Source organism: Marinilactibacillus sp. XAAS-LB27 (assembly GCF_036039175.1).
In the GTDB taxonomy this organism is placed as follows: Bacteria; Bacillota; Bacilli; order Lactobacillales; family Carnobacteriaceae_A; genus Marinilactibacillus.
Map to the genome: position 1 here is coordinate 28,093 of NZ_JAYXKP010000002.1, position 24,045 is coordinate 52,137.

A 24,045-nucleotide genomic window follows, 5' to 3' on the forward strand; every position below is an offset into this window, starting at 1 on the left:
TCTAAAGATTTTATATTGTTTGATATACATATGTCAATAAATGGTACTAAGATACAGCGAATCAGTCAAAAGTTAATAACGGTTTTTAAAATAGATAACTAATAAACGTATTTTATCAATTACTATTTAAATATTATTTAAGACCTCTATCACTGATTCTCAATCAAAGAATTTTTACACCTATTAGAGACTATAAACGAGAATACTGATAGTAAAGCAAATACAGTAACAAATTGAAGTCTATAAGTAAACCAAAAATGTATTTGAGAATGGTTGGCAAGTGTCAAATACCATACATAAGGCATCATACCAATAGATAATATTCCTAAAAGATAAAGATTGATACCTCTTTTAATTGTCTTCCTCTTCATGAAGAGGAAGCAGACTAGAGCTACGACTATTAGCCCTATCACTAATAAATTGAGCTTGTTAAACATCAATTCAAAATTGATTCTCAGCATATAAGGTCGACTAATCGGCCAACTTTCGTCTCCTTCAGTCCGGAATAATATTTGAGTTATCGCATCTGAAATAATATTTTTTTGTAAAACTACACTCGCAATCGTCCATTTTAATAACCAAGTGATACCGTACCCTAATCCCCAAAAAAATGAATTTCCTACAAGCTGTTTTAGCAGCTCTATTAAAGAAAGTTTTTCATCTTTTGCTTTCAAGTAATAAATAATAATCATTGGGGCACCTAGGGTTATCAGGGGAGCCGTCAAAAGATCAATAAAATTGGTTACTGCTCCGATTAAAAAGAAAAAACCAACAAAATATTCTTTAATGAAATATTTTGTTTCTCTAGTCAACAAATAAATTAATCCTATAAACAAAACAATAAATATGTTCGAGAATTGCATACTTAAGAAAAACGTATAGAACCTAACAAACATTAGTGACATTAAAAAACTTAATCCTATAAAAACATCTAATTTTTTAGTTAATAAATAAAATACTAAACCAATAAGTATTACTAATACAAATCCATAAAGCTGTCTTATAGATGAATAGCTGATAAAGACTAATAGAGGCCTCAAGAACACTTGATATCCATGCCAGTACCTAGCGTAATTAGAGTTATCCATGGCTTCATACAATGCATTACTATTACCCTTTAGTGCTGTATTAATCATTAACCGATCAGTCGAGTTGTCCAACCTAGAGCCATAATCTTCCGGATTGATTAGTCTATAGGGTTTTTCTTCTGTTATCGTATAGACAGAATGTTCTGCTTTGGATTCTAATGCACTATTTGGGATTGCATAGGCAACGGTTAATAGAACAACAAACGCAAAAACCATCGAAAAATATTGAATAATTGTTTTTTTCATGTTTTCAATCCAATCTTAATTACTGTCAATTTATCCTAATTTACAAATTACTTCGTTTCATTTCGATCATAAAAATTATGAAGATAAAGTTCATAATCCTTTTTATAAAGTGAAACAACTGTATCCAGTATCAACCCTGTTATCAACATAAGCAAAGAAAATATCATACAGCCAGTAGCTAATACAGATGAAGGTATTTTTGTAATGAAGCCAGTTTGGACGAATTCTATAATGACCGGCAGCCCTGTAATAAGACCTATCAATAAAAAAAGTACTGACCAGATGGAAAAGAAGAAAAATGGCTTGTAATCCTTGCACATTTTAATTATCGTCATGATGACTTTAAATCCGTCTGAAAATGTATTAAGTTTAGATTCGCTACCTTCCGGACGGTCTCTGTAATCAATCGGTATTTCAACGTACTTAAATTTCTTATCTAAAGTATGAATTGTAAACTCTGTCTCAATTTGAAAACCTGTACTAGTAACAGGAAAACTTTTTACAAATATCTTACTGAATGCCCTGTAACCAGTCATAACATCATTAATTCTCGAGTTATACAGTTTATTAATCGTATTTTTAACAAGATCGTTACCGAAATCATGAAAAGCCCTTTTGTTTTCATTTGTATAGCTTCCGTTAGATAAACGATCGCCAATCACTAAATCAGCTTTACCATCTTTTATTGGTTCTAATAACTTATGACAAGCCGAAGCCGGATAAGTATCATCTCCATCAACCATTAGATATAAATCAGCATCAATATCAAAAAACATCTGTCTTATAACATTGCCCTTACCTTGTCTAGGCTCCATCTTTACAATGGCACCTAGCTTTAAAGCTATGCTCGCTGTTTGATCTGTAGAGTTATTATCATATACGTAAATATCTGCTTCAGGTAGTTGATTTTTAAAGTCTTTTATTACTTTCCCAATTGTTAATTCTTCGTTATAACAAGGGATGAGTACTGCAATTTTATTCATAGTTAGCTTATTTTCCTTCCTCTTTTACAGCTGATTGAAGTTTTTATATGTATCAGAAAATATTATTTATTTCTCTATTTTCTTCGTTAACTTCAAGTCAATGACCTTGTATATTGTAACATATTTCAAATGACTCAGATAATTTATTTGGTTGTATTGCAAGAAAAAGACCACAGTTTTAAGCTGCGGTCTTTTTTCTTATCTTAAAAAGTATTGATCGATTCCATCAGCAATCGCTCTTGCTGCTGTTTCTTGATATTGTCTCGTTCTTACTTTTGCGAGTTCAGAGGAGTTGCTCATAAACCCTAATTCGTAAAGAACAGCTGTCATATCTGTGTTACGTAAAACATTTAGGCTTTGAGCTCTAACACCTCTGTTATACATACCTGTGTAAGATATCAGCTTGTTGTGCGTTGTATCAGCTAATCTTAAACTTGAATTAATACGTGGATCGTTCGTGTTAAACTCATTTCTATTTTGCGTATAAGATGAGTTCTGAATGAAAGTTTCGATACCCTTCGCAGAACTACCCACGCCTAAAGAATTGTAATGGATACTAATGAATATTGCAGCATTCCCGTTGTTGGCCATTCTAGATCTAGCAATCAAATCAGGTGTAAGAGTTTGCGCGAATTGTACATCAGAAGTTCTAGTCATTATCACATTATATCCTTTACGTACTAGCATATCATTTAGAATTTTCGCAGTGGAAAGATTTAATGTTTTTTCATGTACTCCACCTACTGAAGCCCCAGAGAATCTTCCTCCATGACCAGGATCAATGTAGACAGTCGGCGCTCCTAGCGCTTTTCTGTCTACCCATCCGTAATCAGTTCCCTCTAAACTAATGTATGCATAGCCTTTTGTTATATTGTGTACTTTTACAGTTCTACCAGCAATTAAGCTCGTATGTGATACTTGTTGATAGCCATTCATGCCCCACGGTAACGTGTCAATAGAGTAATTTCCTTGTACTACTGCATTGTAATAAACATTTTGCTGACCACTAACAGTTTGAGGACGCGGTGAGGTGCCTAACGCTTTCTGATCAACCCAACCATATTTTACTCCATTCACTTCTACCAATGCATAACTTCGGTAATGATGAGTCACTTTAACTTGCGTTCCAAGTAGGTTACTAGTTGAATTAACGTTTTGGTAGCCATTAACACCCCATGGTAGAGTATCGATACTATAACCCGCTTTTGCAATCGTAGTTGAGTAATTTACTGGAAGACTGCTCGGCATATTCTCTGCTCTAGCCATAGCTCTATGATCTACCCATCCCAGTTCTCTTCCATTTTCAACAACTAATAAATAGGCACCATTATTGGATTCTGATACTATTTTCACATTTTTTGATACATAATTACTTGTAGAACTAACTCGCTGAGACCCTGGAGTTCCCCATGGCAAAGTATCGATGCTAAAGCCGGAATTAATAATAACGGAAGGATAAGACGGAGCATTAATACTTAATGCTCGTTTATCAATCCATCCAACTTGCTTGCCATTGTATGCAATTAATACGTAGGCGCGATTATTACTCTCTGCCATAATATCTACTCGTTTGTTTAAGTATTCTGCTGTTGATCCAATCGTTTTATAACCATTGTCTCCCCAAGGTAGTGAGTCAATACTATGATTGCCCCTTACAATAGACAAGGTCGTTCTCTCAATCCTATTATTCAAAGCTCTGTTATCAATCCATCCAAGAAATTTACCATTTGATCTTATCAAAGAGTATGCACCATTCGGGCTTTTCAGCATAATATCTACTTCTTGATATATATTAGCTTTAGATGTTGTCAATTGACGATATCCAGATTGTCCCCAAGGTGCTGAATCAATCGAGTGCGTTTCAGAAGTAATGACTTTTTTGTCTATCGGTGTTGGGTTATCTAGCGCTCGCTTATCAATCCATCCAATTCCTACGCCATTTCTAATTGCATAAACATATGCTCTACTTTTACTTTCACCAACCACCGTTATCTCATTGAAGATTTGATCAATTGTATCTGAAATTTTATACGATCCTGAACTTCCCCACGGAGCTGAATCAATTGAGTAGCCTGATAATACAATGGTTCTCTTATAAGGTTCTACAGCAACCATGTTAAACGCTCGTTTGTCAATCCATCCAAGCTCTTTACCATTTAGTGAAATTCTAGCATAAGCACCATTAGTGGTTTCACTTAAAACATTAACTCTTTTATTTAAATGAGAAGCACTGTCTCCAACTTTTTTGTATCCTTCATATCCCCAAGGAACTGTATCTATAGAATATCCAGAAACTTTAATATCAGCTTGGTACTGAATATCTCTACTATTCACTCTGGTAGATAATGTTCTAACTTGATTGTCTATACTATCTTCGTTAGTAGTGCTTTCTTCTGGAGCCGGTAAACTTCTCATAAATGAGCGAACTTGTTTTTCTTCAACCGGTGCTTCTTCACTCTCTAGTATCTCTTCTTCTACTTCTTGTGTTTCCTTGTCTTCTTCCTGTTCATCAACGCTTATCGTTTCTTCTATATCATTTGGATCCTGCTCTTCCACATCTGTTTCTTGTTCTTCTCCATCGGAATTTTGCTCATTAAGGCCATCCTCTGTGTCAGTATATTCCGCATTTTCTTCGCTGTCAGCTGGCTTATCTTCTGATTCTTCGTTATCTGTATCTACATCAAGTAGCTCCACTTCAGCTTCAGATAACCATAATAATTGATTTTCTTCAATTTGAGCATAATAGACAATTTCTTCTTCAACTTGCGATTTCTTTACAATTGAAAGTTCTTTGTTATTGTACGTTTCAAGCGAAGTTTCAAGCGTTTCACCTGTTTCTACATTATATAGTTCTCTCTTTTCATCTTCTGAGATAAATAATCCTGTTAATTCTGCTTCTTCGGCAATTTCTAACCATTCGTAAAAATCTACAGCGGCTGTTTCTAAATTTTGTTCCACTTGATTTTCGTCAACGTCGGCAATTGAAAAATCACTATTTGCGCTAACCATCATTGGTTGAGCAATATTGACGGCCAATAAACTTGCAACACTTAGAATTGTCATACTTTTATTTAGTTGTTTCATTTTTTACTCCTTTTTAATTCGCTTTTAGGGCTCTCATATCAATCCAGCCTAATTCTTTATTATTTAATATAACAAGGCCATACGCGTTATTCTTACTTTTCAGTACAATCCGAACACTTTGCCCTACATAGTTCATACTATCTCCAATTTTAATGGACCCTCGCTCTCCCCACGGAAGAGAATCGATGGAATAGCCACTATTAATAACTGCATATTGGTTTGGAGAGACTGGATTCCTTCCAAAGGTTCTTTTATCTACCCACCCCACAGCTTTACCATCAAGCTCAATGTAAGCGTAGGCACCATTTGCTGTTTCTCTTAATATATGAACTTCTTTACCAACCAGAATTGAACTGGAACTAATATTTTTAAAACCGTTATATCCCCATGGTTTCGAATCAATTGAGTAATTACTTTCTCTGATTGTCTCTTTATAGGTAATTGCTTCAGTACCGAACGTTTCAATTGCACGCTTGTCTACCCACCCCAGCGCTTTACCTTTTAAAATGATCAACACGTAGGCACCGTTATTTGATTCTGCAATAACTGTAATGTTTTGATTAATATAGTTACTAGAATTTCCTAAAACTCTATATCCTTTTTCTCCCCACGGAAGACTATCAATAGAGAATCTTGGATTGCTAATAACAGACTGATAATTAACTTGTTTTCTATCAAAAGCACGTTTGTCAATCCATCCCAATTCTCGACCGTTTTTAACAATAAATGCGTAACTTCCATTGGTCGTTTCTCGCATAATTTCGACAGTATTACCGATGTATTTACTGCTAGACTCTTTTCTCTCGTAACCACTATATCCCCATGGTCTCGTATCAATAGAGTAGTTTCCATGTTTGATAGTATCTGAGTAAGAAATTGATTTAGTTTCAAAAGATTCTATCGCTCTTTTATCTACCCATCCTAGCGCCTTACCGTTATTACTCAGCAGAAGATAATTTCCATCTTTCGCTTCTCTTACTACATCGAGAGAAGTACCTAGATAATCAGAAGAACTGGCAATATTTTTATATCCCGCCGTTCCCCACGGTAAAGAGTCAATAGAATGTCCTGAGTAGTTTATTTTTACTTTATAGGATACTTTAACTGAATCGAATCCAATTATTGCTTTTTTATCAATCCAACCTTTGATTGCTCCATTTTGAGAAATCTTTGCATAAGCTCCATTAGTTGTTTCTTCCGTAACCTCAAGTATTTGACCATTTATAAACTCGTTTGAAGAATACTGCTTAATATACCCTTTTGTTCCCCATGGCAAGCTATCTATTGAATGATTTGGGCTAACTATTACCGCTTCATAGTTGACAGGCTTCGATAAGACTAATTCAAATGCACGTTTATCTACCCACCCATAATCTTCTCCGTCTAATTGAATGAGTGCGTAAGCTCGGTTCTGGTTTTCTCTAATAACTCTTACCTTTCTTCCGTATAGTTCAGTAGTATTCCCTACATTTCTAGTATCCGTACTTCCCCAAGGCAAGCTATCTATGGAAAAAGATCGCTGCAATATTTCAGCTTCATAGTTAACATCCACTGTGTCAAGATCATATTGAAGTAAATTATACGTATTAATAATTGTATTCAATTTATTATTATAGTTAGGATCTGTTGCGTATCTCCCCGTCAGCCATTTTGTAGCATCTCTAAAGCTAGAAGTACGTCTAACCCAAGTACCATTGTAGTAATTCTTATCCCAACTGACACCATTTCTTAGTCTACTGGCATTATCATTTAAGGAGCTAGAAAAATTAGGATAGAATTTAAAATCAGCATCAACATAAGTGTTAACACCGTTGATATGTTCCCAAGTCCTTTTGACAATTGAGTATCCGTTGTATGAGCCTTTCATACCAAACAAATTATTCCCATTTTGAGCTAGAGTACTTGTCCCATAATCACTCTCAAGTGAGGCTTGTGCAATCATAACAGACGCATAAAGTTGTTCTTTTCCTTGTTCGTGAGCAACACTTTTAGCTCTTGAAGACATATATTGAACAAATTCATTTTTTGAAGAAAAATTCCTATTTTCTTCATCAACACGATCATATACATTAATACCATTAATAGACAAAACTTGTCCGGTGACAATGGTATTATTACTCAACTTATTCCAGGTTTGTAAATTCTGTACAGACAAACCAAGTTTACTGGCTATACCAGCTAAAGTTTCTCCAGCATTGACAATATAATATCTTGTGGCATTCTGGACAATGCTTGAAGTTTTAACCTGGAATTTCATCCCATTTCCATTGATACCTTCTGCAATTTCAACTTCAGGAGCAGGTTCGTTGAGTTCTACATTCGTTTTATCATAATCATCTAATGACTCCAACCTAGATTCAGGAACAGTTTCTGTTTCGGTAGCTTCTTCAAGCGACTCAATATCTTCTACTTCCTCATTTACAATATTTCCATCTATTTCTTCCTTCAATTCTTCCGGCTCTTCCATTTCAAGTCCCTCTTCAGACGTTTCTGGTACGTCTAAAGCTAAAGATGTCAGATCATATATTAGATGATCTATATTCTCTTGCGATACAAAGTAAAAGCTATATGAGGAGTTATCACTTGCATGTTCAAAAGCTATTTCTAGAGGTTCATCTACTAATATTTGGTATACTACTGTATTTCCTAACGAATCTGTTACATAAAAATCGCCATTTTCTTTAGAAATTATTTCGAATGTCCACGTTCCATTAAATAAATTGCCTTCTAATCCAAAAATACTATCAACTGAATCCGCTGGTAAAATATCCGTTTTATCCGATTCAATATCTGTATCTATTATGTATTGTTCCAATCTAACTAGTGAGTCATTACTTTCTGAGTACTCGACTGGCTGATCGGTTGACTGTGCTACGACGTTTATTTGACTAAGTGACAAATACGAAGGTACTAATAGTACGGCTATACTGGTAATCATACTACATTTAAATTTGAATCCTTTTTTCAATAACAATCTCTCCCCGATAATCTATGAGTTAAATACGATTATTTCGCATCTAATTATATTCTACCGTACATTAGTAAGATTACAATATAGTTATTGTGACAATTTAAATAACATAACATGTGTAGTGATTAGTCTTATATTAATTCAGAAAGCGTTTAAACTTAAAAAAATATTCGAAACCTCAAAAAAAAGGATTTCGAATATTTTTTAGTCTACAAATTTGTGAAAGTCATTGATTGTTTTCGGAATGTTAATTTCATCTGGCATTCGAATGTTCAATACATTCCCTACGTTAATGGCATTTTCCAACCAAGTATTAACAGCAGCAGTATCTGACTGATCACTAAAAAATTCATTTTTAATCATTTCAGCTAAATATATAACCGGTAGTTTCATATCGAACATCATGGACGGCGTGAACGCAGCTGAAGAAGCCATACTAATGATAGTAGTGTTTTCAGCTTTATTCGCTAAACAATATAGCTCCCAAGGCAAGTCTGTATCAATAACTCTGCTCTTGCCATATTTACGTTTATCAGAACGCGGATGAAGTTTAACAGCTAGCTCGTTCTGATTTTTTATAGCTTTTTGCACAATATCAAATATCTTATATTCGTTGATTTCACTTCCATCTGCCTGGAAAGGTTGATCCAGAAAAACATATTTTACAGATTTTACCCTATCTAAACTATTTAATGTTTTTTCAAATAACGAAATAATTGCGTTATAGGCTTTTGTATTTACTTTTAACTTTGGCAATTCCAAATATTTGTTTCTTGAATCAACTTGAACTAAAGTGGGCTCATAGACAAAGTATTTATCAAAATTTGCACGATATATGCTATTTTTATTAATGACTTTAATCAATCTATTTTTTTTAGCTTTCAAATCAAATATATTTGATTCGACGTAAGCACCAATGCCATCTTCAATGTAATGCAATTTGACTTGTTGGTTGTTACTTTTTACATAAGCATAGAATAGCTTAGCAAAATAATTATCTCCTTGTACGAAAATATTTTCGTAAGCATCTTTGCTTAGATTGTATCCGTTTAGATTGAATAACAAATTTGCAGTTTTTATATAGGATTTAGTCATTTGATTGTATTTAATCAGATATACGTTATCGAATATGTCTATATCAACGGCACGATCGTAAAGCTGTTGCGCGCCTTTAAATTCATTATATATATACAAGTCATTCAGTTCATCATCAAAGTAGTGAACCTTCGTATTAATGATATTGATCAAATGCAGAGGTGTCCAGGCTATAAAAGCGTTCATGCGAGCTCCTCATCCGCTGAAAGCTTAGACCTCACAAAGTTTAAATACCCTAGATATGTCCAAAACACTAAACCGATAACATCTCTATTATTCATGATTAAATGATTTTCAACGACATCATTTACAAATAGTGAAAGTAAAAACACAAAGATAATAAGGTAGAGTTGGTCACTTGGATTTTTGAGGTTGAAATTTCCAGATAACATATAGACGATATTGTCTTTTAAGATTAAAACGACGAATACAGCTAAAAGGGTAAACCCAACAATCCCTGATTTTGCTAAGACGGATACATAGGTGTTATGCATATTCCCACTTGCCCTTTGTAATTCAGAAATATCTAAGTCAGATAACTGACTTTCGTCAATTTGATTTGTTGTTTCAATTCCTCTATAAATGTCTGTATCCGCAACACCAAAGAACGGTTTTTGCTTAACCAATTGTAAGCCTGCCATCCAAATACTGAACCTACCAGAGGATAGCTCCCCGCCTTCGTCGGATCTTAAGTCTACTCTCGAGAAGGTAGGCGGTGCTGGTTTTTCTTCAACTTCGCTATCAGGATCTTGGTCAGGATCTACCTCAGTATCATTATCATTGTTAAATAAATTGCTTGCTTCATACTTAACGACTTCAATAGTAGAAGGAACGTAACTTAGGGTTTCTTCTACCGTACGGCTTACTGAGAAAAAGACAAGTAGTGACAATCCTACTCCTAGTCCCCAGATTTTCAATGCTGAAGTTAATTTTCTTTTTTTGCTAATTTTTAATAGAACGGCAATAGAAAAGAGCATAAAACCCAGACCTACGAGCGTAATTTGAGTACCTCTAGATTTTGACAATACAAAGAATATGTATTGTACGATACCATTAATCACGTATAAAGTTTGAAATTTCGTCCATGTACCTCTTTTAAAATGGTTATTTACGAGCATCAATACGACTGATACATAACCAAACATCGATCCGATATTAGGACTAGTATAAACACCAAACAATCTACTTCCGATAAATCCTTGTCTTAATGTAAAGGTTCCTAGTCCCGCTGGTACTCTATAAGAAATATTGAATACAAAGAGGACGATTGCAATCAATCCCAACACGAGTGTTGCATAAATAAAAATATCATTAAAAATTCTTATCTTCTTATCTACACTTTGCTTACTCTCTTTTGTATCAAACGCGTAAAAGATAAACAAAGATATGATCAAGTATCCCCAATTGATAGCGGTATCTGGAAATTGGTAGGGATAATTCGTAACAACGGATACCAGATAAGAAGCCGCTAGCAAAGCAAGAATAAGCCAGTACGGTTGCTTTAGCATATTTCTTTTTGTTACAAAATCGTAAGCTATTACACCTAATCCCCATACGAATGAAATTTTCATCGGTATATTCTCTATATTTAATGCACTCGGAATAAAATAAACCATAAAAATCACGAGGTTAACGTACCTGTAAATCATAGGATTCAATAAATAATTATCCAACACTTTTTTGATTGTCATTCTAAACAGTCCTTTTATTTAAAATTTCTTTATCTATCTTTTCCAGTAAAGCTTCTGACCTATCGGTAGAAACTTTTCTCACGAAAAGCTTTTCGCTATTTTTTAATAGATCATAGTCCTCTTTCGTGAACCATTTAGTCATTGATGCATCCAAAAAGTGGATGTTGGCCAGTAGTGAAGTTTGTCTCGAAGTGTCTTCACCTCTTTTATCCATCTGAATCGGTTGATCAGGCCCACTTGCTTGATTACGATTTGAATAGTTTGAATTGAAAAAGAGTGTATGAAAAAACTTCTCATCTGGTGCAAACATAATTTCAAATACTTTATAATCTTCTTTGTTCTGGTCATATGTTTCAATCAATTCCCTGAGACAGTCATCGGATAGTGCCCACCACTGTGACCCGTGGTATAAGTCGAATTTGTCATGACGAATTTTGCTCGATAGTTTAAAGTTTCTCAAAACCCTATTGATAGACGCTCTAAATGCTGTGAAGAAAATCGTATTTGTTTTACGAATAAAGGGATAATCGTGTTTTTGCCAATAATCTATATGACTTCCAAATAATTCTTTATTTTCCAATTTTTCAAGGTTGATTCCTCTTATAAACTCTATTTCTTTATTTTTTTCGAAGTAGTCGTAAATATAATCCGCTGATTTTATAGGATAATCAGCCCCTGAGAGCAGTACATAACGATCAAATTGTTTACTAGATCCAATAGAGGCCCTAACCAGTGCAATTTCCGCACGTATAATTGAGAACCCACCCCAATATATATTGTATCTCTGTTCAATAAAATGAACATCCTTGTAACCGACTAAGTAGTTTTTAAACTTTTCTACATCAGTCTTTTGATCGATATGCACAAAAAAACTGGCTTTGTGATCGTCGAGTCTATCTACAAGCCTTTTTAAATTTTCAGGATCGCTATGTGCTAGTATTAAATATGCAATTTTAATCATTAGTTACTCCTTACTTACCTAGATAAATCTTGTACATTTTACCATATAAGAATAAATTTATCTGTAAAATTTTCAATGCAATTTTTTTTGCCATTGAAATATTTTGTAACAATACTGTGTTCTTGTACTTTTTAATATCGGTTTTTAAGATTTTATAATATTCTTTTGTATGATTTGAGCCTTTCGATAGAGATAACTTATACCCTGTAGAAAGGAAACCATCTATTAACTTATCATAAGCTAACGGCTCCAAATTCGGAACTTGTTTCTTCACTAGCTCCAGCAAGATGACACGCTGTTCCACATTATCATATTGTTTAGGGTTAAAGTCTGCGTTTACGATACTTGCAGTATTTTGAATATAGTTGTATCCAATAAAGGTTGTGAACTGCACCTTTTTCGCAGCAAGTATAAGCCTAAACGATGGAACGATATCTTCGTATAAATGTCCCTCAGGGTAGCGAATACTAGAAAACAATGATTTCGCATAAATTTTATTCCAAGCATAAAAATCTGTTCCTTTATGAAGGAATAAATGACTAATTGACTGTTCATTATCCAAAACGACTTCATCTATACTGTCTAGATTTCGAATAGTCTTATCACTGATTCGTCTAACGTTAAAGACAAATACTTCTGTATCGGTTTGCTTTTTTTCAATAAATTTCTCAAAAACATCTAATTCGAAATAATCATCACTATCAATAAAGGTAATATATTCCATTGACGCCTTTTCAATCCCTGCATTTCTGGCAGAAGATAAGCCGCGATTTTCTTTATGAATGACACTTATTCTGTTATCTTCTTTTACTAGTTCATCACAAATCCTACCACTAGTATCCGTTGATCCATCGTCAACTAGAATCAGTTCTAACTCCTTATAAGTTTGGTTCAGAACACTTGCTACTGCTTTTCTTAGAGATTTTTCTACGTTATATACTGGCATTACTACACTAATCACTTTATCACCATTTTCTATTCATATCGTTGATCAACTACTAAAAGTTACCTTTAATTTTCTCAATAAATCTAGGAGATGTATTACTGACCTTATACAAAAGCCAAGAAGTTACATACATAAGAAGAACAGATTTCAGTTTAAAAACCGTCGCTAGCACTTTTCTCATTAAGGAGTTTCGCAAACTTTCTTTAGAAGCTTGAACAACTCTATCATGATGAAGAATCTCTTTTATATATCGACGCTTTTCTTTAAACGTAAATGTGCTAACAGAATAGATTGGAATGATGCTCGACATTACGCCCTTCAAAAATAATGCACTGAATCCTTTTGTGTCTTTTTGTGAAATTTTCAAACAAGCCTCATAGAACTCAACAAACGTTTGAAATTTGTTAGAGAAATGCTTATTTGTTAAGCCGCCTCTTCCGTCAAAATAGTATTCATATAAAACTTGATTTACAAGTTTTACTTGTTGCACGTTTTCAAAATAAGCTAAGTTGAATAACCGATCTTCACAACTTCTGTAAGGCGGGAAAGTAATACCGTTTTTTCTTACAATATCTACTTTGTAAACTTTGTTCCATACGACATAAAGCAATTGTTTTTCCATGAGTTCAAATAAGTCATTTTTAAAATCTTGTTGTGTTTGATACGTTCTATCAGGCGCTTCAGTCAATTTCTCATTAACGACTTCTCCATCGTCTAATACTTTCATATTATAAGAGGATATTAGTAAGTCTGTTTCTGATTCAACTAAAAGATCATGCCTATCGTTGAGAGCTGTCTTCTTTAATACATCATCAGCATCAACGAAAAGCAAATAAGTCCCTTTCGCATATTCGATACCGTGATTTCTTGCAGAACCTGGTCCGCTATTTTCTATATTAATAAGCTTAAACTGGCTTTTATCTACAATAAATTTTTCAATAATCTGCGTACTACCATCAGTAGAACCGTCATTGATCAGTATGACTTCATAGTCTCTAAAAGTCTGTGTAGTGATTGACGTCAGCGTTTTTAGTATATGATCTTGCGCGTTATAAACGGGCATCACTAATGTAAAAAATGGTGTACTCATAAATATTCTCTCACTTTCGTCCAATTCGTCAAAGAAAAAGCATCTCATTAGATATCGCATTTAATCACTACCAAATGCTTCGTCACCTGAGATGCGTTATCTTTAATCTAGTAAATCATATTCTAAAATACTATCTTCTTCTATCGTGTTTTTCGCTTTCTTACCAATCACTTTGTCAATCTCTGAAGGCGATATACCATGTCCTGGACGTTTAAACGTAATCATTTCTCTAGTGATTACAGTACCAGCTGGTATTTCGGTTTCAGCAACGATTGATCTACGTGCATTTTTTCTTGCTGCATCTTGCGTATCTAAATTTAACTCTTTGCTACCTCTGATTTTCATTTGAAACTCTAGAGCACTTTTTAGTTTTTTCATGTCTTCAGGATCCATCGCATGATAGTGATCGTTTCCTGGTAGTGTTTTATCTAACGTATAGTGTTTTTCAATAACTGGTGCACCTAAAGCAACAGCAGTTTTAACGACATCCATGAATTCATCCGGCTTAGTATGATCTGAGTATCCAATTATGCATTCAGGGAACTCTTCTTTTAAAAGTTCAATAACTTCTAAATTCGCATGCTCATACGGTGTGGGATATTCTAAAACACAGTGAAGTAAGACAATGTCTTGATTACCTGTATTTTTAATTGTTTCAATAGCCGCTCTTATCTCTTCAATTGTAGATGCCCCCGCTGAAATCAAAACGGGCTTACCTTTTTTTGCTTGATGCTCAATAAAAGGTAAATTCGTAAGGTCTGAAGAAGATATCTTGTAAATGCTCATTAATTCATTAAGATAATCAGCAGAATCAAAATCGAAAGCAGTACTGAAAAATTCGATATCTAGTTGCTTGCTGTATTCTGATAATTCTTTATACTCTTCATAACCAAAAGAATCGAATTTCTTAAACAATTCATATTGTGATGTAGTGGATTCTTCCGAAGTATCCCAATATGATGGTGAAAATTTAGAAGCAATCGTACCGGCTTTATACGTTTGAAATTTAATCGCATCCATACCAGACTCTTTTGCTTTGTCAATCATCAATTTAGCAGCTTCCATTGGTGTAATGTTTTCTTTTTTTGCAATATCGTAATAGTTTACACCAATTTCTCCAATAACATAATACCCTTGTTCTTCAATTGTTTTAAATATACTCATTATGATACTCTCCTTTAGTCAAATATAATTTTCATAACGCGATCTAAGCCACTTCTCAAACTACTTTGTTGCATTTGGCTATGCATTTGATTTCTTATTTGATGAGATTTCGTCAACCATTCAATCGTATCTTTAACTGTATCTTCTTCAATAATATCTCCAAGCCCCAAGTTGATGAACCCGTTATTCAAATAACCAAATTCATGTTTTAGTTCTCTCACATTTTGAGCTAATAATATGGTGGGAACAGCCATCGCTGCAAGTTCTAACATGGTTCTTCCTTGAGAAGAAATTGCTATGTCTGCCTCTTTCATATGTTCGCTCATAACTTTTACATTTTGAATGACTTCAATATTTGAAGTAGATTGCTCTGCTAATTTAGTCAATTCTTTGTAGTGCGGATATCCCGGGCCAACAATGATGGTGAATTTCACACCGTCAAGGCTATTGCTTTTTTCAATAGCGCGAAAGACTTTGAATGTAAGATTACTAGGATCGACACCGCCAAAAATGACTAGAATATTTTTAACATCATTTCTAATTTCACTCGGTTTACTTAGAAGAAATTCGTCGCGTATAATGTAGTAATCACTACCCCAATAAATATGGTCGCCCGGTTTTTGAGGAGCATACAAATCATTGATGACTGCATCCGCAATGTCAGCACCATCACCCAAGTCTTCAAAATTGATTACTCTAACTCCCAGACCTTTTAGATAGTTTATGTAATCATATTCTGTATTCAACATATCATTGATTACAATGTCAGCTTTTCTAGCCTCAATAATTTTCCCCATCTCGAAGTCATCTTCTATAATATCATACTTGAAATGGCTATCCTTTATTTTCTCTATCCCTAAATCAGAATATTTGCTAACAACGAAGCTCACATCATGATCTATCAAGTTATATGCCAATGACAAGCCTCTATATACATGGCCAAGCCCAATTTTTGAATAACCTTCTACCCTAATGATTACAGTTTTCTTAGTTAATTGTTTTTCTGCTATCCACCAGTCTTCTGCCGTATCAATATCAATTGATTGCCATGCTGGAACTTCAAAAACTGATACATTTGATCCGATTCTAGCATTTGGGCTCATGCATTCAGCTTTCGTAATTAAAAATGCACCCGTTTCAACAAAGCGTTTAGGTAAGTATTGACGATTTAGTCGCTCAGTATACCCCGGCACGAATTTCCCTTGATCGTTTTGTTCCCAGTGAAGGTGTGCCTGGTTGACAGCGCTCAATAGTGTGTCATATCCATGTTCAATACAATCTTTTAATGCCTCATCCAGTACATCAACCGTTAACAATGGCGAAGTTGCTTGAAGAGTAACAACATAGTCGTACGTTTTGTTTTTACTTTCGCTCATTTTTTTATATGCATCGTATATAACTGGATCGAGTGTGACGGCATCACTTGATAGCGTTTCAGATCGTTTAATGACTTCCGCACCATTGTTTAAAGCGACTCTTTCAATCTCCACGTCATCTGTAGAAACACAGACATCAATCGAATAACTACTATTCAACGCGTTATTTATGGCATACCCAATTAACGGAATACCTGCTAAAAATCGCACGTTTTTTCTAGGGATACCTTTTGATCCCCCTCTTGCAGGGATTACAGCGAGTATATTCATTTCGTCATTCTCCTTTATCTTCTACTCAATTAATCAATAAACCCGCTATTTCCACTGATTAAAGCCTATTAAAAATAGCTAGGATCTGCATTTTTATTTTTACGTTTTTTTATACTGTAATACAGTCTAGATGTCACTTTGGAACCAAGTATAACTAGAGGCATTCCCTTATTTAAAGTAGCCTTTCGATTACTTCTCTTGATGATCTTCCTATTCTTATTCACAACTTTGTGGAAGTTCGTCATGTTTGTATTACTAGGCACAAATTGATAGGAAAACTCTATAAATGTGTTGATATATCTTTCTGCTATTTCATTAAAGAAATATTGTTTAAATGACTTGTCTGTTTCTGTCTCAGCTCTATCTATCCACCAAGAATATATCTTATAAACATCTAAAGCTTTATCGATAGAAGGTGTGTTCACCAAGGAGCCTTTGCGTCGGCCTCTATAGTTGTAATAAGGATTTGCATTGCTGGCACATTTTTTTGCATGCAATACGCAATTCATCATCCACTCAACATCTTCACTGTACATATTTGGTTTAAAGAACAATCCATTTTCAAGTAAAAACTGTCGTCTAAAAAGACCTCTTACTCCTAATCGCATGAATCCAATATGATCAACAATGGACATAAAAGAGGCTTTTCCCGTTTTTTGATAAACCCATTCGTTTTCAACAATGAATTCATCTGCTTTTAACTGCTCATCTCCGTCAAAAAACAGGGACATTCTTCCGAATACGAGATCTATTGTCTGATCCTTTTTGATAATATTATAGTAACTCTCAAGTGTTTCTCGATGTATCCAATCATCACCATCAATAAAAAAGATGTATTCACATGAAGCTTCTTGAATCCCCCTATTTCTAGTAAGAGAAATCCCTTCATTTTCCTTATCAACAACTCTAATTCTACTATCTTTTTGAGCGTAACGATGACATTTTTCTAGACTATTATCAGTTGATCCGTCATTGATTAAAATAAGTTCGTAATCAGAATAGGTCTGATCTATTACGCTCTCAATACATTGATCAATGTACGATTCTAAATTATACACTGGAACAACGACACTTAACTTCACCATTTTTTCCAACTTTCACTTAAGTCTATAAACATATTTTACACTAACGCTTTATCTATATAGTTGATATATTGTTCTCTTTCTTTAATCAAAACGTCTTCAATATGACTCGTATTCAGCTCCAGCACTTCTTCAACCGATAGTCCTAAACTTTGCGATTCGTGACGTTCACTTAAACTGAATTTCTTTAATAGGGTATCAATTCTAGAACTCATTTTCAATTCGCTATTCTCTATTCTATCGCAAACTACAAAAGGTGTTTTGAAGACGATTGAAAAAATGGAACCATGAAATGAGTCTGTACAAAATAACTCCGCGTGATCAATTAAATATAAAAACTCAGAAGGATCAACAGAATAATAGCTAGGTGATCTCTTTAAATCATGCAGATAAATGATCTCTAGATTTTTTTCAGAAGAGACTTTATCTAGGAACGCCTGCGTTTTTTCTGCAATAGGCCCCAAGAAATAAGTCAGTAAGTATTTCTTATCAGAGATAATGTTTGGTTTTTTTGAAAGTTTCTTCCATTCAACTTCTTCTAAAACCAAAGTAGGATCTACAAGAACTTCGGCTTCGCGGTTTGTTAGTTCTTTTATAATTTTTGCTCCAGCTTCTTCTCTAACAGAGAGGTGTGCCATTTCTTCAATCATCTTACTATATTTGTTTCTATATTCAGAAGGAATCGTTGAAATACCGAAGCTTGGAGATAAAGCTATACGTTTTTCTTTAGATGCAAAGGTTAAGAAATCAATACCCGAACCTTTTCTATAATTTGGGTTCCAAACTTGATCACTTCCAGTTACAAAATAATCAAATTGTTGATCAATATCACTAGGAATTGCTTCTTCCGTTACTGTATAAGGAGTCTCTTTGATATTGTCTTTACTGAATTTAACAAACTTAGAATATCTTTCGCTTTTAACCTCAGCATGCTTTTTGTTGTTCATTCTATTTTTTATGATACGAGAAATATCGTTTGGTCTAAACTCTTTTAATTTTTCTTTGAATGATTTTTCGATTTGGTTCCCTACCCTACTCTTTACGGTAGTTACCTCAAACCCTTTACCTTTTAGTATTTCTTGTGTTGCGTAATTTTGTAATCTATTCCCATAATTTCCGTAATCCGTTATTGTAAGAATACCAACTTTTTTTTTCATTTTATCTCCTCGATAATCTTTTATTTATAGTGTTTTTTGTCAACCAAAGTATCATAAAGCAAGATCATCATTACTAAGAACCAAAACGCAGGCGATAGATAACCACCTTTAGAAAAGTTCATTGCAATGAAAAATAGGCCTAGGGGTACGTTTTTAAAAGTAAGGAAAAGTGAGAATCCTGAGAATAACGCAATTCCTATGATTCCAAATTCAGATATCATATAGGCGAAATTATGCCAAACAACTGGTGTATGACCAATTCCATTGCCTAACCAGATATTGCTTTCATTAATATATTTCCAACTATCTTTTAGCCTCTCGTTAACAGAAGGTTCTTTACCCTGCAAAATTAAAACTGTTCTATCGATAATAGTAGTATGGATTGTCTCTTGGAAAACAAAGTAGATAATCAGTAATGCTACAATCGGGATCAACAATTTCCAATCAAGTTTGATTTTCCTGAAATCAACTCTTTTTATGAACGACAGTACCAGTAGGATACCCATCACGGCAATTGCACTGTATGAAAAAGTCGTCAGTACGAATATAACAATTAAAAAGTTAAAGAAATAGTTGAGTTTGAAGTTAAATTTACTGAATAGATTAATCGCTAGTATGGTGTTTAAGTAATATCCCATATGAGCTGGCTCATAAAAAATACTCAACGTTCTAACGTAAAATGTATCTGTTGAAAACAAATAACCGTCATAACGAGTGAATCGCCAAAAGAATTCATAAGGAAGGATTCCGTCTGAGTATATGGCAACGGTAATATAAATACCTATTAAACCAATAATAACAGCAACAACGTTATTTATAGTCAAAAAATTCTTTTGAAAATTATTTGCTTTAATATAACTTATGAAAATTGAAATTACAACGACATAAAAAGAAAGTTTGATTAAGCCGTATAAACCAACTTTCAAGTCGAAAGCTTCATTGGAAAGATAACTGATCAGCGTATGAATCGCGACAAACCCAATCGGGAGTGCCATCCACAAAATCGCTGTTTTATTCAGGGATATTTTTTTCGCTACAGCCATAATAAGGACTGTTGGAAAAATCAATAGTTCTGTCAAAGAAAAAGCTCCTACAATCCAGTCGCTGAAAACAAATAGCGACGCTATAATAGATAGTAGGATCATATCAAATGTACTTATATTCTTTGTCGTTTGAACTGAATAATGCATCTCTTCACTCCTAGATAAAATACATAGTAGGTTCTTTTACTTAATCAGTTCAACTGACTCAGGGATATTTCCTATAACAACTTCTTCCTCTACACCTTGAGAAGAAACTTTATCAAATAATATTTTTATCGTTTGAAGAAGTATCTTGATATCAAGTATAAAGGAATATTTTTTGATATAGACTAAATCAAAATTCAATTTACTGTTAAAGTCTGTAGCATATTTTCCGTATACTTGTGCGTACCCAGTTATTCCAGCTCGCACATTATGTCTAAGATAATAATAAGGGTTTTCTTTATTAAACTGATCTACGAAAAAAGGTCTTTCAGGTCTAGGTCCAACTAAAGCCATATCACCTTTTAGAACATTCAGTAATTGCGGCAACTCATCGATTCGGAGCGATCTTAAATACTTACCCACTGTAGTAACGCGGGCATCATTTGCACTCGCTAGCACTGGTCCTGAATCTTTTTCCGCTGTAGCACTCATAGTTCGGAATTTCAGTATATTAAATTCTTTTTGATCTTTTGTAATTCTAACTTGCTTGTAAAATACTGGACCTTTAGAAGTTGCTTTAATGATAATCGCTGTCACAAGCATGATCGGTGAAGCGATAACAGTCAGTACTAATGAGACCATTAAATCAATCATCCGTTTGATCAAATCATCTTCAGGTGGAATTTGAAAATTAGATACTTCAATGATACTTTCATCCTCTATACTCATCATATTGGGATTTACTAGCACCATGTTTTCAAAACTAGTATTCAAAAACAGTTTCGTTTGATTTCTAATCAGCATTTCGTAAATTTTCACTTTTTCTTCTTCTTCAACATGTCCTGCCATGTAGACAATATCTACAGAGCGCATATGCTTTTTGACATTGTTATAGAAATCATTCACAACGGCTTTGGTGATAACATGTCTTTTATTTTTAGAATTTTCAAAGTTGTGAATCGCTTTTCTGCAATTTTTTTCTGATCCTACAACCATAACTTTTTTTGTACCATCAATTCTTTCGTACAGTTTAAAAATGAAGATTCTCCATAAAAACAAGAAAATTGTACTTAATATAAAACTAATTAAGATGATTGTTCGTGGAAAAGCGAACCATCTTCCAACAAATGTCATTGCCATAATCATTACTGACATCAATAACTGAACGATGATTGTTAAATATAAGAAGTCAGTTTTTTGTTTGTTATAAAGAATATAAATACCAAATAGAATATTCAAAAGTACAAATACGATTAATATATAAGTATCTGCTTTTTGGTATGCTTCATAATTCCTTTGTGGTAATTCCCAACTATATCGAATGAGGAAAGATAATACGATAGAAAAATGATAAATAATCACATCTACTATCCCAATTGCTATTTTTTTTGTTCGATCAAAACCGCTTGATTGGGCCATGAGTGAACCTCCTAGTACTATTTATTAAAATATTTTTTAATTGTATTTACAATGATTTGACTTGCCGTTCCATCACCATATGGGTTATCAGCTTTAGCCATTTTATTGTATAGGACCTGATTGTTTAATAATTGCTCAATTGACTGGTACACTTTTTCTTCTTCTGTACCAATCACCTTTAACGTGCCCGCAGTGAAGCCTTCAGGTCGTTCTGTTTTATCTCTTAACACCAAGACCGGAATGTCAAAGGCTGGAGCTTCTTCTTGCAAGCCTCCAGAATCCGTCAATACAAGGTAAGATTTAGAAAGTATTTTATGGAACGCATCCACTTCAAGAGGAGCAGATAATATAATTCGTTCATTTCCAGATAGCATTTCCTTAGCAAGTTCTTGAACCACCGGACTTAGGTGGACAGGCATAACCACTACAACATCTTCATGCTCATTAACCACTCGTTTTATTGCCTTAAATACCTGTTTCATCGGTTCTCCATGATTTTCTCTTCGATGCATGGTCAACAAGATGGGTTTTTTATAACCTTGAATCGTATTTAGTAACTCATGATTCACGTTCAATTGCTTCGTATACTGAATTGCGTCGATGGCTGTATTACCTGTTACCATAATCTGATCTTCTGATTTATTTTCTTTTAACAAGTTCGACTTAGTTAACTCAGTTGGGACAAAAAACAAATCTGCTAGGTTGTCGATCAACTGACGATTCGCTTCTTCTGGAAACGGGAAGTATTTGTCATATGTGCGAAGTCCAGCTTCGACGTGTCCAATTGGAATCTGTTGATAATAAGCTGCCAAGGCTGCAGCAAAACTTGTGGTTGTATCTCCATGAACCAGTATCATATCTGGCTTTTCATCTAGGAAGATTTCTTCGAGTCCTTTCATTACATTAACTGTAATATCAGACAAGGATTGTTTAGGTCTCATAACATTTAGATCATAGGTGGGATTGATGTTAAAAACATGAAGAACTTGATCGAGCATTTCACGATGTTGAGCAGTAACAATGATAACCGTTTCGAACTGATTCTTATGTTTTTCTAGCTCTTTGATTACAGGTGCCATTTTTATAGCTTCGGGTCTTGTACCAAACACGACACCAATTTTCTTTTTCATCATTAAGTAAAACGTCCTTTTACATTAAATAGCGCAATCTTCTTGGTTACTCATAAGACTGCTAAAAGATTTTATTTGTAGGTTTCTAAGCATTCAACTTGTATTTTACCATAAAAAAAACCTAAAAAGGTGTGAAGTTTTCATTAACTCCATGTACTTTAGAGGTCATTTCTTTAACTTTTGTCTCAAAATAGAAATCTTAATTCTTAGCTTATCTTGTAATTTAATCGTTCTAAGATTATTTAACTGCTTTTTCATTTTAGGTTCCACTTGACTATGTTGCAAGCCACTATAGATAGAAATCAGTTGTCTTTTTAGAAAAGTTTTTTCAATCAAATTGTATTGATTCGATTGATAATCACTTTCAATCAAACAAAAGACTTCCATGTAAGAATCAAAGGATTTTTTTTTATGAAGTGGTGTACTTTCAGTCATTGTAGAAGCTACTCTATATCTACGGTGGTAGAAAGTTTTATTCACATATACCATTTTTTTGGAAGAGATAAATATTTTCGTCGTAAAGTATTCGTCTTCATGCAAGATACCTTCTGGAAAACGAATTTGTTCCATATCAATTATTTCTTTATTTATCATGTATAAACAAGGCGAAGCTGAGTATGCCTTCTGGTTTTTACTTAATAAAACTTCGCCTTCATAAATAATATGTTCATCGAGTATAGAAGAAAAATCATAGTCTACACTATGTTCAAATTGTTCCGATCCTTCAGAAAAGGACTGTCCGTTAAATCTTACAAGATCCGCTCCGGTCTTTTGCGCTTTAAAGATTAGTGTTTCTACGGTGTTTTTTTCAATCCAATCATCTGAATCAACGAATAAAAGATATTCACCAGATGCCTTTTCAGTACCTTGGTTTCTAACAGCCCCTTGACCTCTGTTTTCTTTGTTGAGCATTAAGGTTACGTTCTGTTCATACTGTTTAAGCAAATAAGGCGTTGCATCCGTTGAACCATCGTCAATCACGATAATTTCTAGTGCTTCATAGGTCTGCGCTAAAACAGAGTCCAAGCATTCTTCAATATATCTCTCTACGTTATATGTAGGAATAATAATTGAAACAAGTGGTTGTTTCATAACAACCGCCTCC

The 24,045-nt window shown here is 34.0% G+C and carries 17 protein-coding genes; all 17 read right to left on the bottom strand.

What is annotated here, in order from left to right:
- Positions 1 to 149: 149 nt before the first annotated feature.
- Positions 150 to 1,334 (bottom strand): hypothetical protein, encoded by a 1,185-nt coding sequence (locus tag VXN63_RS03870; RefSeq protein ID WP_327756659.1) that lies wholly within the window; start codon positions 1,332 to 1,334, stop codon positions 150 to 152.
- 47 nt (positions 1,335 to 1,381) lie between these two features.
- Positions 1,382 to 2,317, bottom strand: coding sequence for a glycosyltransferase family 2 protein (locus tag VXN63_RS03875; RefSeq protein ID WP_327756660.1), 936 nt, complete (start codon positions 2,315 to 2,317; stop codon positions 1,382 to 1,384).
- A 198-nt stretch (positions 2,318 to 2,515) separates the two neighbouring features.
- Entirely contained in the window at positions 2,516 to 5,401 is a 2,886-nt protein-coding gene (locus tag VXN63_RS03880) for a GW dipeptide domain-containing protein (protein WP_327756661.1), read from the bottom strand.
- 13 nt (positions 5,402 to 5,414) lie between these two features.
- Entirely contained in the window at positions 5,415 to 8,369 is a 2,955-nt protein-coding gene (locus VXN63_RS03885; RefSeq protein ID WP_327756662.1) for a GW dipeptide domain-containing protein, read from the bottom strand.
- 207 nt (positions 8,370 to 8,576) lie between these two features.
- Entirely contained in the window at positions 8,577 to 9,653 is a 1,077-nt protein-coding gene (locus VXN63_RS03890; protein ID WP_327756663.1) for a polysialyltransferase family glycosyltransferase, read from the bottom strand.
- Positions 9,650 to 11,158: an O-antigen ligase family protein gene (locus VXN63_RS03895; RefSeq protein ID WP_327756664.1), complete on the bottom strand. Its 1,509-nt coding sequence runs from the start codon at positions 11,156 to 11,158 to the stop codon at positions 9,650 to 9,652. Before VXN63_RS03895 ends, VXN63_RS03890 begins: the two co-directional genes overlap by 4 nt.
- A gap of 1 nt (position 11,159) precedes the next feature.
- Positions 11,160 to 12,119 (bottom strand): beta-1,6-N-acetylglucosaminyltransferase, encoded by a 960-nt coding sequence (locus tag VXN63_RS03900; RefSeq protein ID WP_327756665.1) that lies wholly within the window; start codon positions 12,117 to 12,119, stop codon positions 11,160 to 11,162.
- A gap of 10 nt (positions 12,120 to 12,129) precedes the next feature.
- Entirely contained in the window at positions 12,130 to 13,080 is a 951-nt protein-coding gene (locus tag VXN63_RS03905) for a glycosyltransferase family 2 protein (protein WP_327756666.1), read from the bottom strand.
- 37 nt (positions 13,081 to 13,117) lie between these two features.
- Positions 13,118 to 14,155 (bottom strand): glycosyltransferase family 2 protein, encoded by a 1,038-nt coding sequence (locus VXN63_RS03910; RefSeq protein ID WP_327756667.1) that lies wholly within the window; start codon positions 14,153 to 14,155, stop codon positions 13,118 to 13,120.
- Positions 14,156 to 14,257: 102 nt separating this feature from the next.
- Positions 14,258 to 15,319: an N-acetylneuraminate synthase family protein gene (locus VXN63_RS03915; RefSeq protein ID WP_327756668.1), complete on the bottom strand. Its 1,062-nt coding sequence runs from the start codon at positions 15,317 to 15,319 to the stop codon at positions 14,258 to 14,260.
- A 14-nt stretch (positions 15,320 to 15,333) separates the two neighbouring features.
- Positions 15,334 to 16,965, bottom strand: a complete 1,632-nt coding sequence (locus VXN63_RS03920; RefSeq protein ID WP_327756669.1) for a cytidylyltransferase domain-containing protein — start codon at positions 16,963 to 16,965, stop codon at positions 15,334 to 15,336.
- Between the two features lie 68 nt (positions 16,966 to 17,033).
- Positions 17,034 to 18,050: a glycosyltransferase family 2 protein gene (locus VXN63_RS03925; protein WP_327756875.1), complete on the bottom strand. Its 1,017-nt coding sequence runs from the start codon at positions 18,048 to 18,050 to the stop codon at positions 17,034 to 17,036.
- Between the two features lie 35 nt (positions 18,051 to 18,085).
- Positions 18,086 to 19,204 (bottom strand): polysaccharide pyruvyl transferase family protein, encoded by a 1,119-nt coding sequence (locus VXN63_RS03930; RefSeq protein ID WP_327756670.1) that lies wholly within the window; start codon positions 19,202 to 19,204, stop codon positions 18,086 to 18,088.
- Between the two features lie 20 nt (positions 19,205 to 19,224).
- Positions 19,225 to 20,394 (bottom strand): hypothetical protein, encoded by a 1,170-nt coding sequence (locus tag VXN63_RS03935; protein ID WP_327756671.1) that lies wholly within the window; start codon positions 20,392 to 20,394, stop codon positions 19,225 to 19,227.
- Between the two features lie 36 nt (positions 20,395 to 20,430).
- Positions 20,431 to 21,810: a sugar transferase gene (locus VXN63_RS03940; RefSeq protein ID WP_327756672.1), complete on the bottom strand. Its 1,380-nt coding sequence runs from the start codon at positions 21,808 to 21,810 to the stop codon at positions 20,431 to 20,433.
- A 17-nt stretch (positions 21,811 to 21,827) separates the two neighbouring features.
- Positions 21,828 to 22,943 (bottom strand): non-hydrolyzing UDP-N-acetylglucosamine 2-epimerase, encoded by a 1,116-nt coding sequence (gene wecB / locus VXN63_RS03945; protein WP_327756673.1) that lies wholly within the window; start codon positions 22,941 to 22,943, stop codon positions 21,828 to 21,830.
- Between the two features lie 162 nt (positions 22,944 to 23,105).
- Positions 23,106 to 24,032 carry a glycosyltransferase family 2 protein gene (locus VXN63_RS03950; protein ID WP_327756674.1) on the bottom strand — a complete coding sequence of 309 codons (927 nt, stop codon included), beginning with the start codon at positions 24,030 to 24,032 and terminating at the stop codon, positions 23,106 to 23,108.
- Positions 24,033 to 24,045 lie beyond the last annotated feature (13 nt).

Coding starts and splice junctions, on each gene's coding strand:
- VXN63_RS03870 (WP_327756659.1), bottom strand. CDS start 1,334: ATGAAAAAAACAATTATTCAATATTTTTCGATGGTTTTTGCGTTTGTT.
- VXN63_RS03875 (WP_327756660.1), bottom strand. CDS start 2,317: ATGAATAAAATTGCAGTACTCATCCCTTGTTATAACGAAGAATTAACA.
- VXN63_RS03880 (WP_327756661.1), bottom strand. CDS start 5,401: ATGAAACAACTAAATAAAAGTATGACAATTCTAAGTGTTGCAAGTTTA.
- VXN63_RS03890 (WP_327756663.1), bottom strand. CDS start 9,653: ATGAACGCTTTTATAGCCTGGACACCTCTGCATTTGATCAATATCATT.
- VXN63_RS03895 (WP_327756664.1), bottom strand. CDS start 11,158: ATGACAATCAAAAAAGTGTTGGATAATTATTTATTGAATCCTATGATT.
- VXN63_RS03900 (WP_327756665.1), bottom strand. CDS start 12,119: ATGATTAAAATTGCATATTTAATACTAGCACATAGCGATCCTGAAAAT.
- VXN63_RS03910 (WP_327756667.1), bottom strand. CDS start 14,155: ATGAGTACACCATTTTTTACATTAGTGATGCCCGTTTATAACGCGCAA.
- VXN63_RS03915 (WP_327756668.1), bottom strand. CDS start 15,319: ATGAGTATATTTAAAACAATTGAAGAACAAGGGTATTATGTTATTGGA.
- VXN63_RS03920 (WP_327756669.1), bottom strand. CDS start 16,965: ATGAATATACTCGCTGTAATCCCTGCAAGAGGGGGATCAAAAGGTATC.
- VXN63_RS03925 (WP_327756875.1), bottom strand. CDS start 18,050: ATGGTGAAGTTAAGTGTCGTTGTTCCAGTGTATAATTTAGAATCGTAC.
- VXN63_RS03930 (WP_327756670.1), bottom strand. CDS start 19,204: ATGAAAAAAAAAGTTGGTATTCTTACAATAACGGATTACGGAAATTAT.
- VXN63_RS03935 (WP_327756671.1), bottom strand. CDS start 20,394: ATGCATTATTCAGTTCAAACGACAAAGAATATAAGTACATTTGATATG.
- VXN63_RS03940 (WP_327756672.1), bottom strand. CDS start 21,810: ATGGCCCAATCAAGCGGTTTTGATCGAACAAAAAAAATAGCAATTGGG.
- wecB (WP_327756673.1), bottom strand. CDS start 22,943: ATGATGAAAAAGAAAATTGGTGTCGTGTTTGGTACAAGACCCGAAGCT.
- VXN63_RS03950 (WP_327756674.1), bottom strand. CDS start 24,032: ATGAAACAACCACTTGTTTCAATTATTATTCCTACATATAACGTAGAG.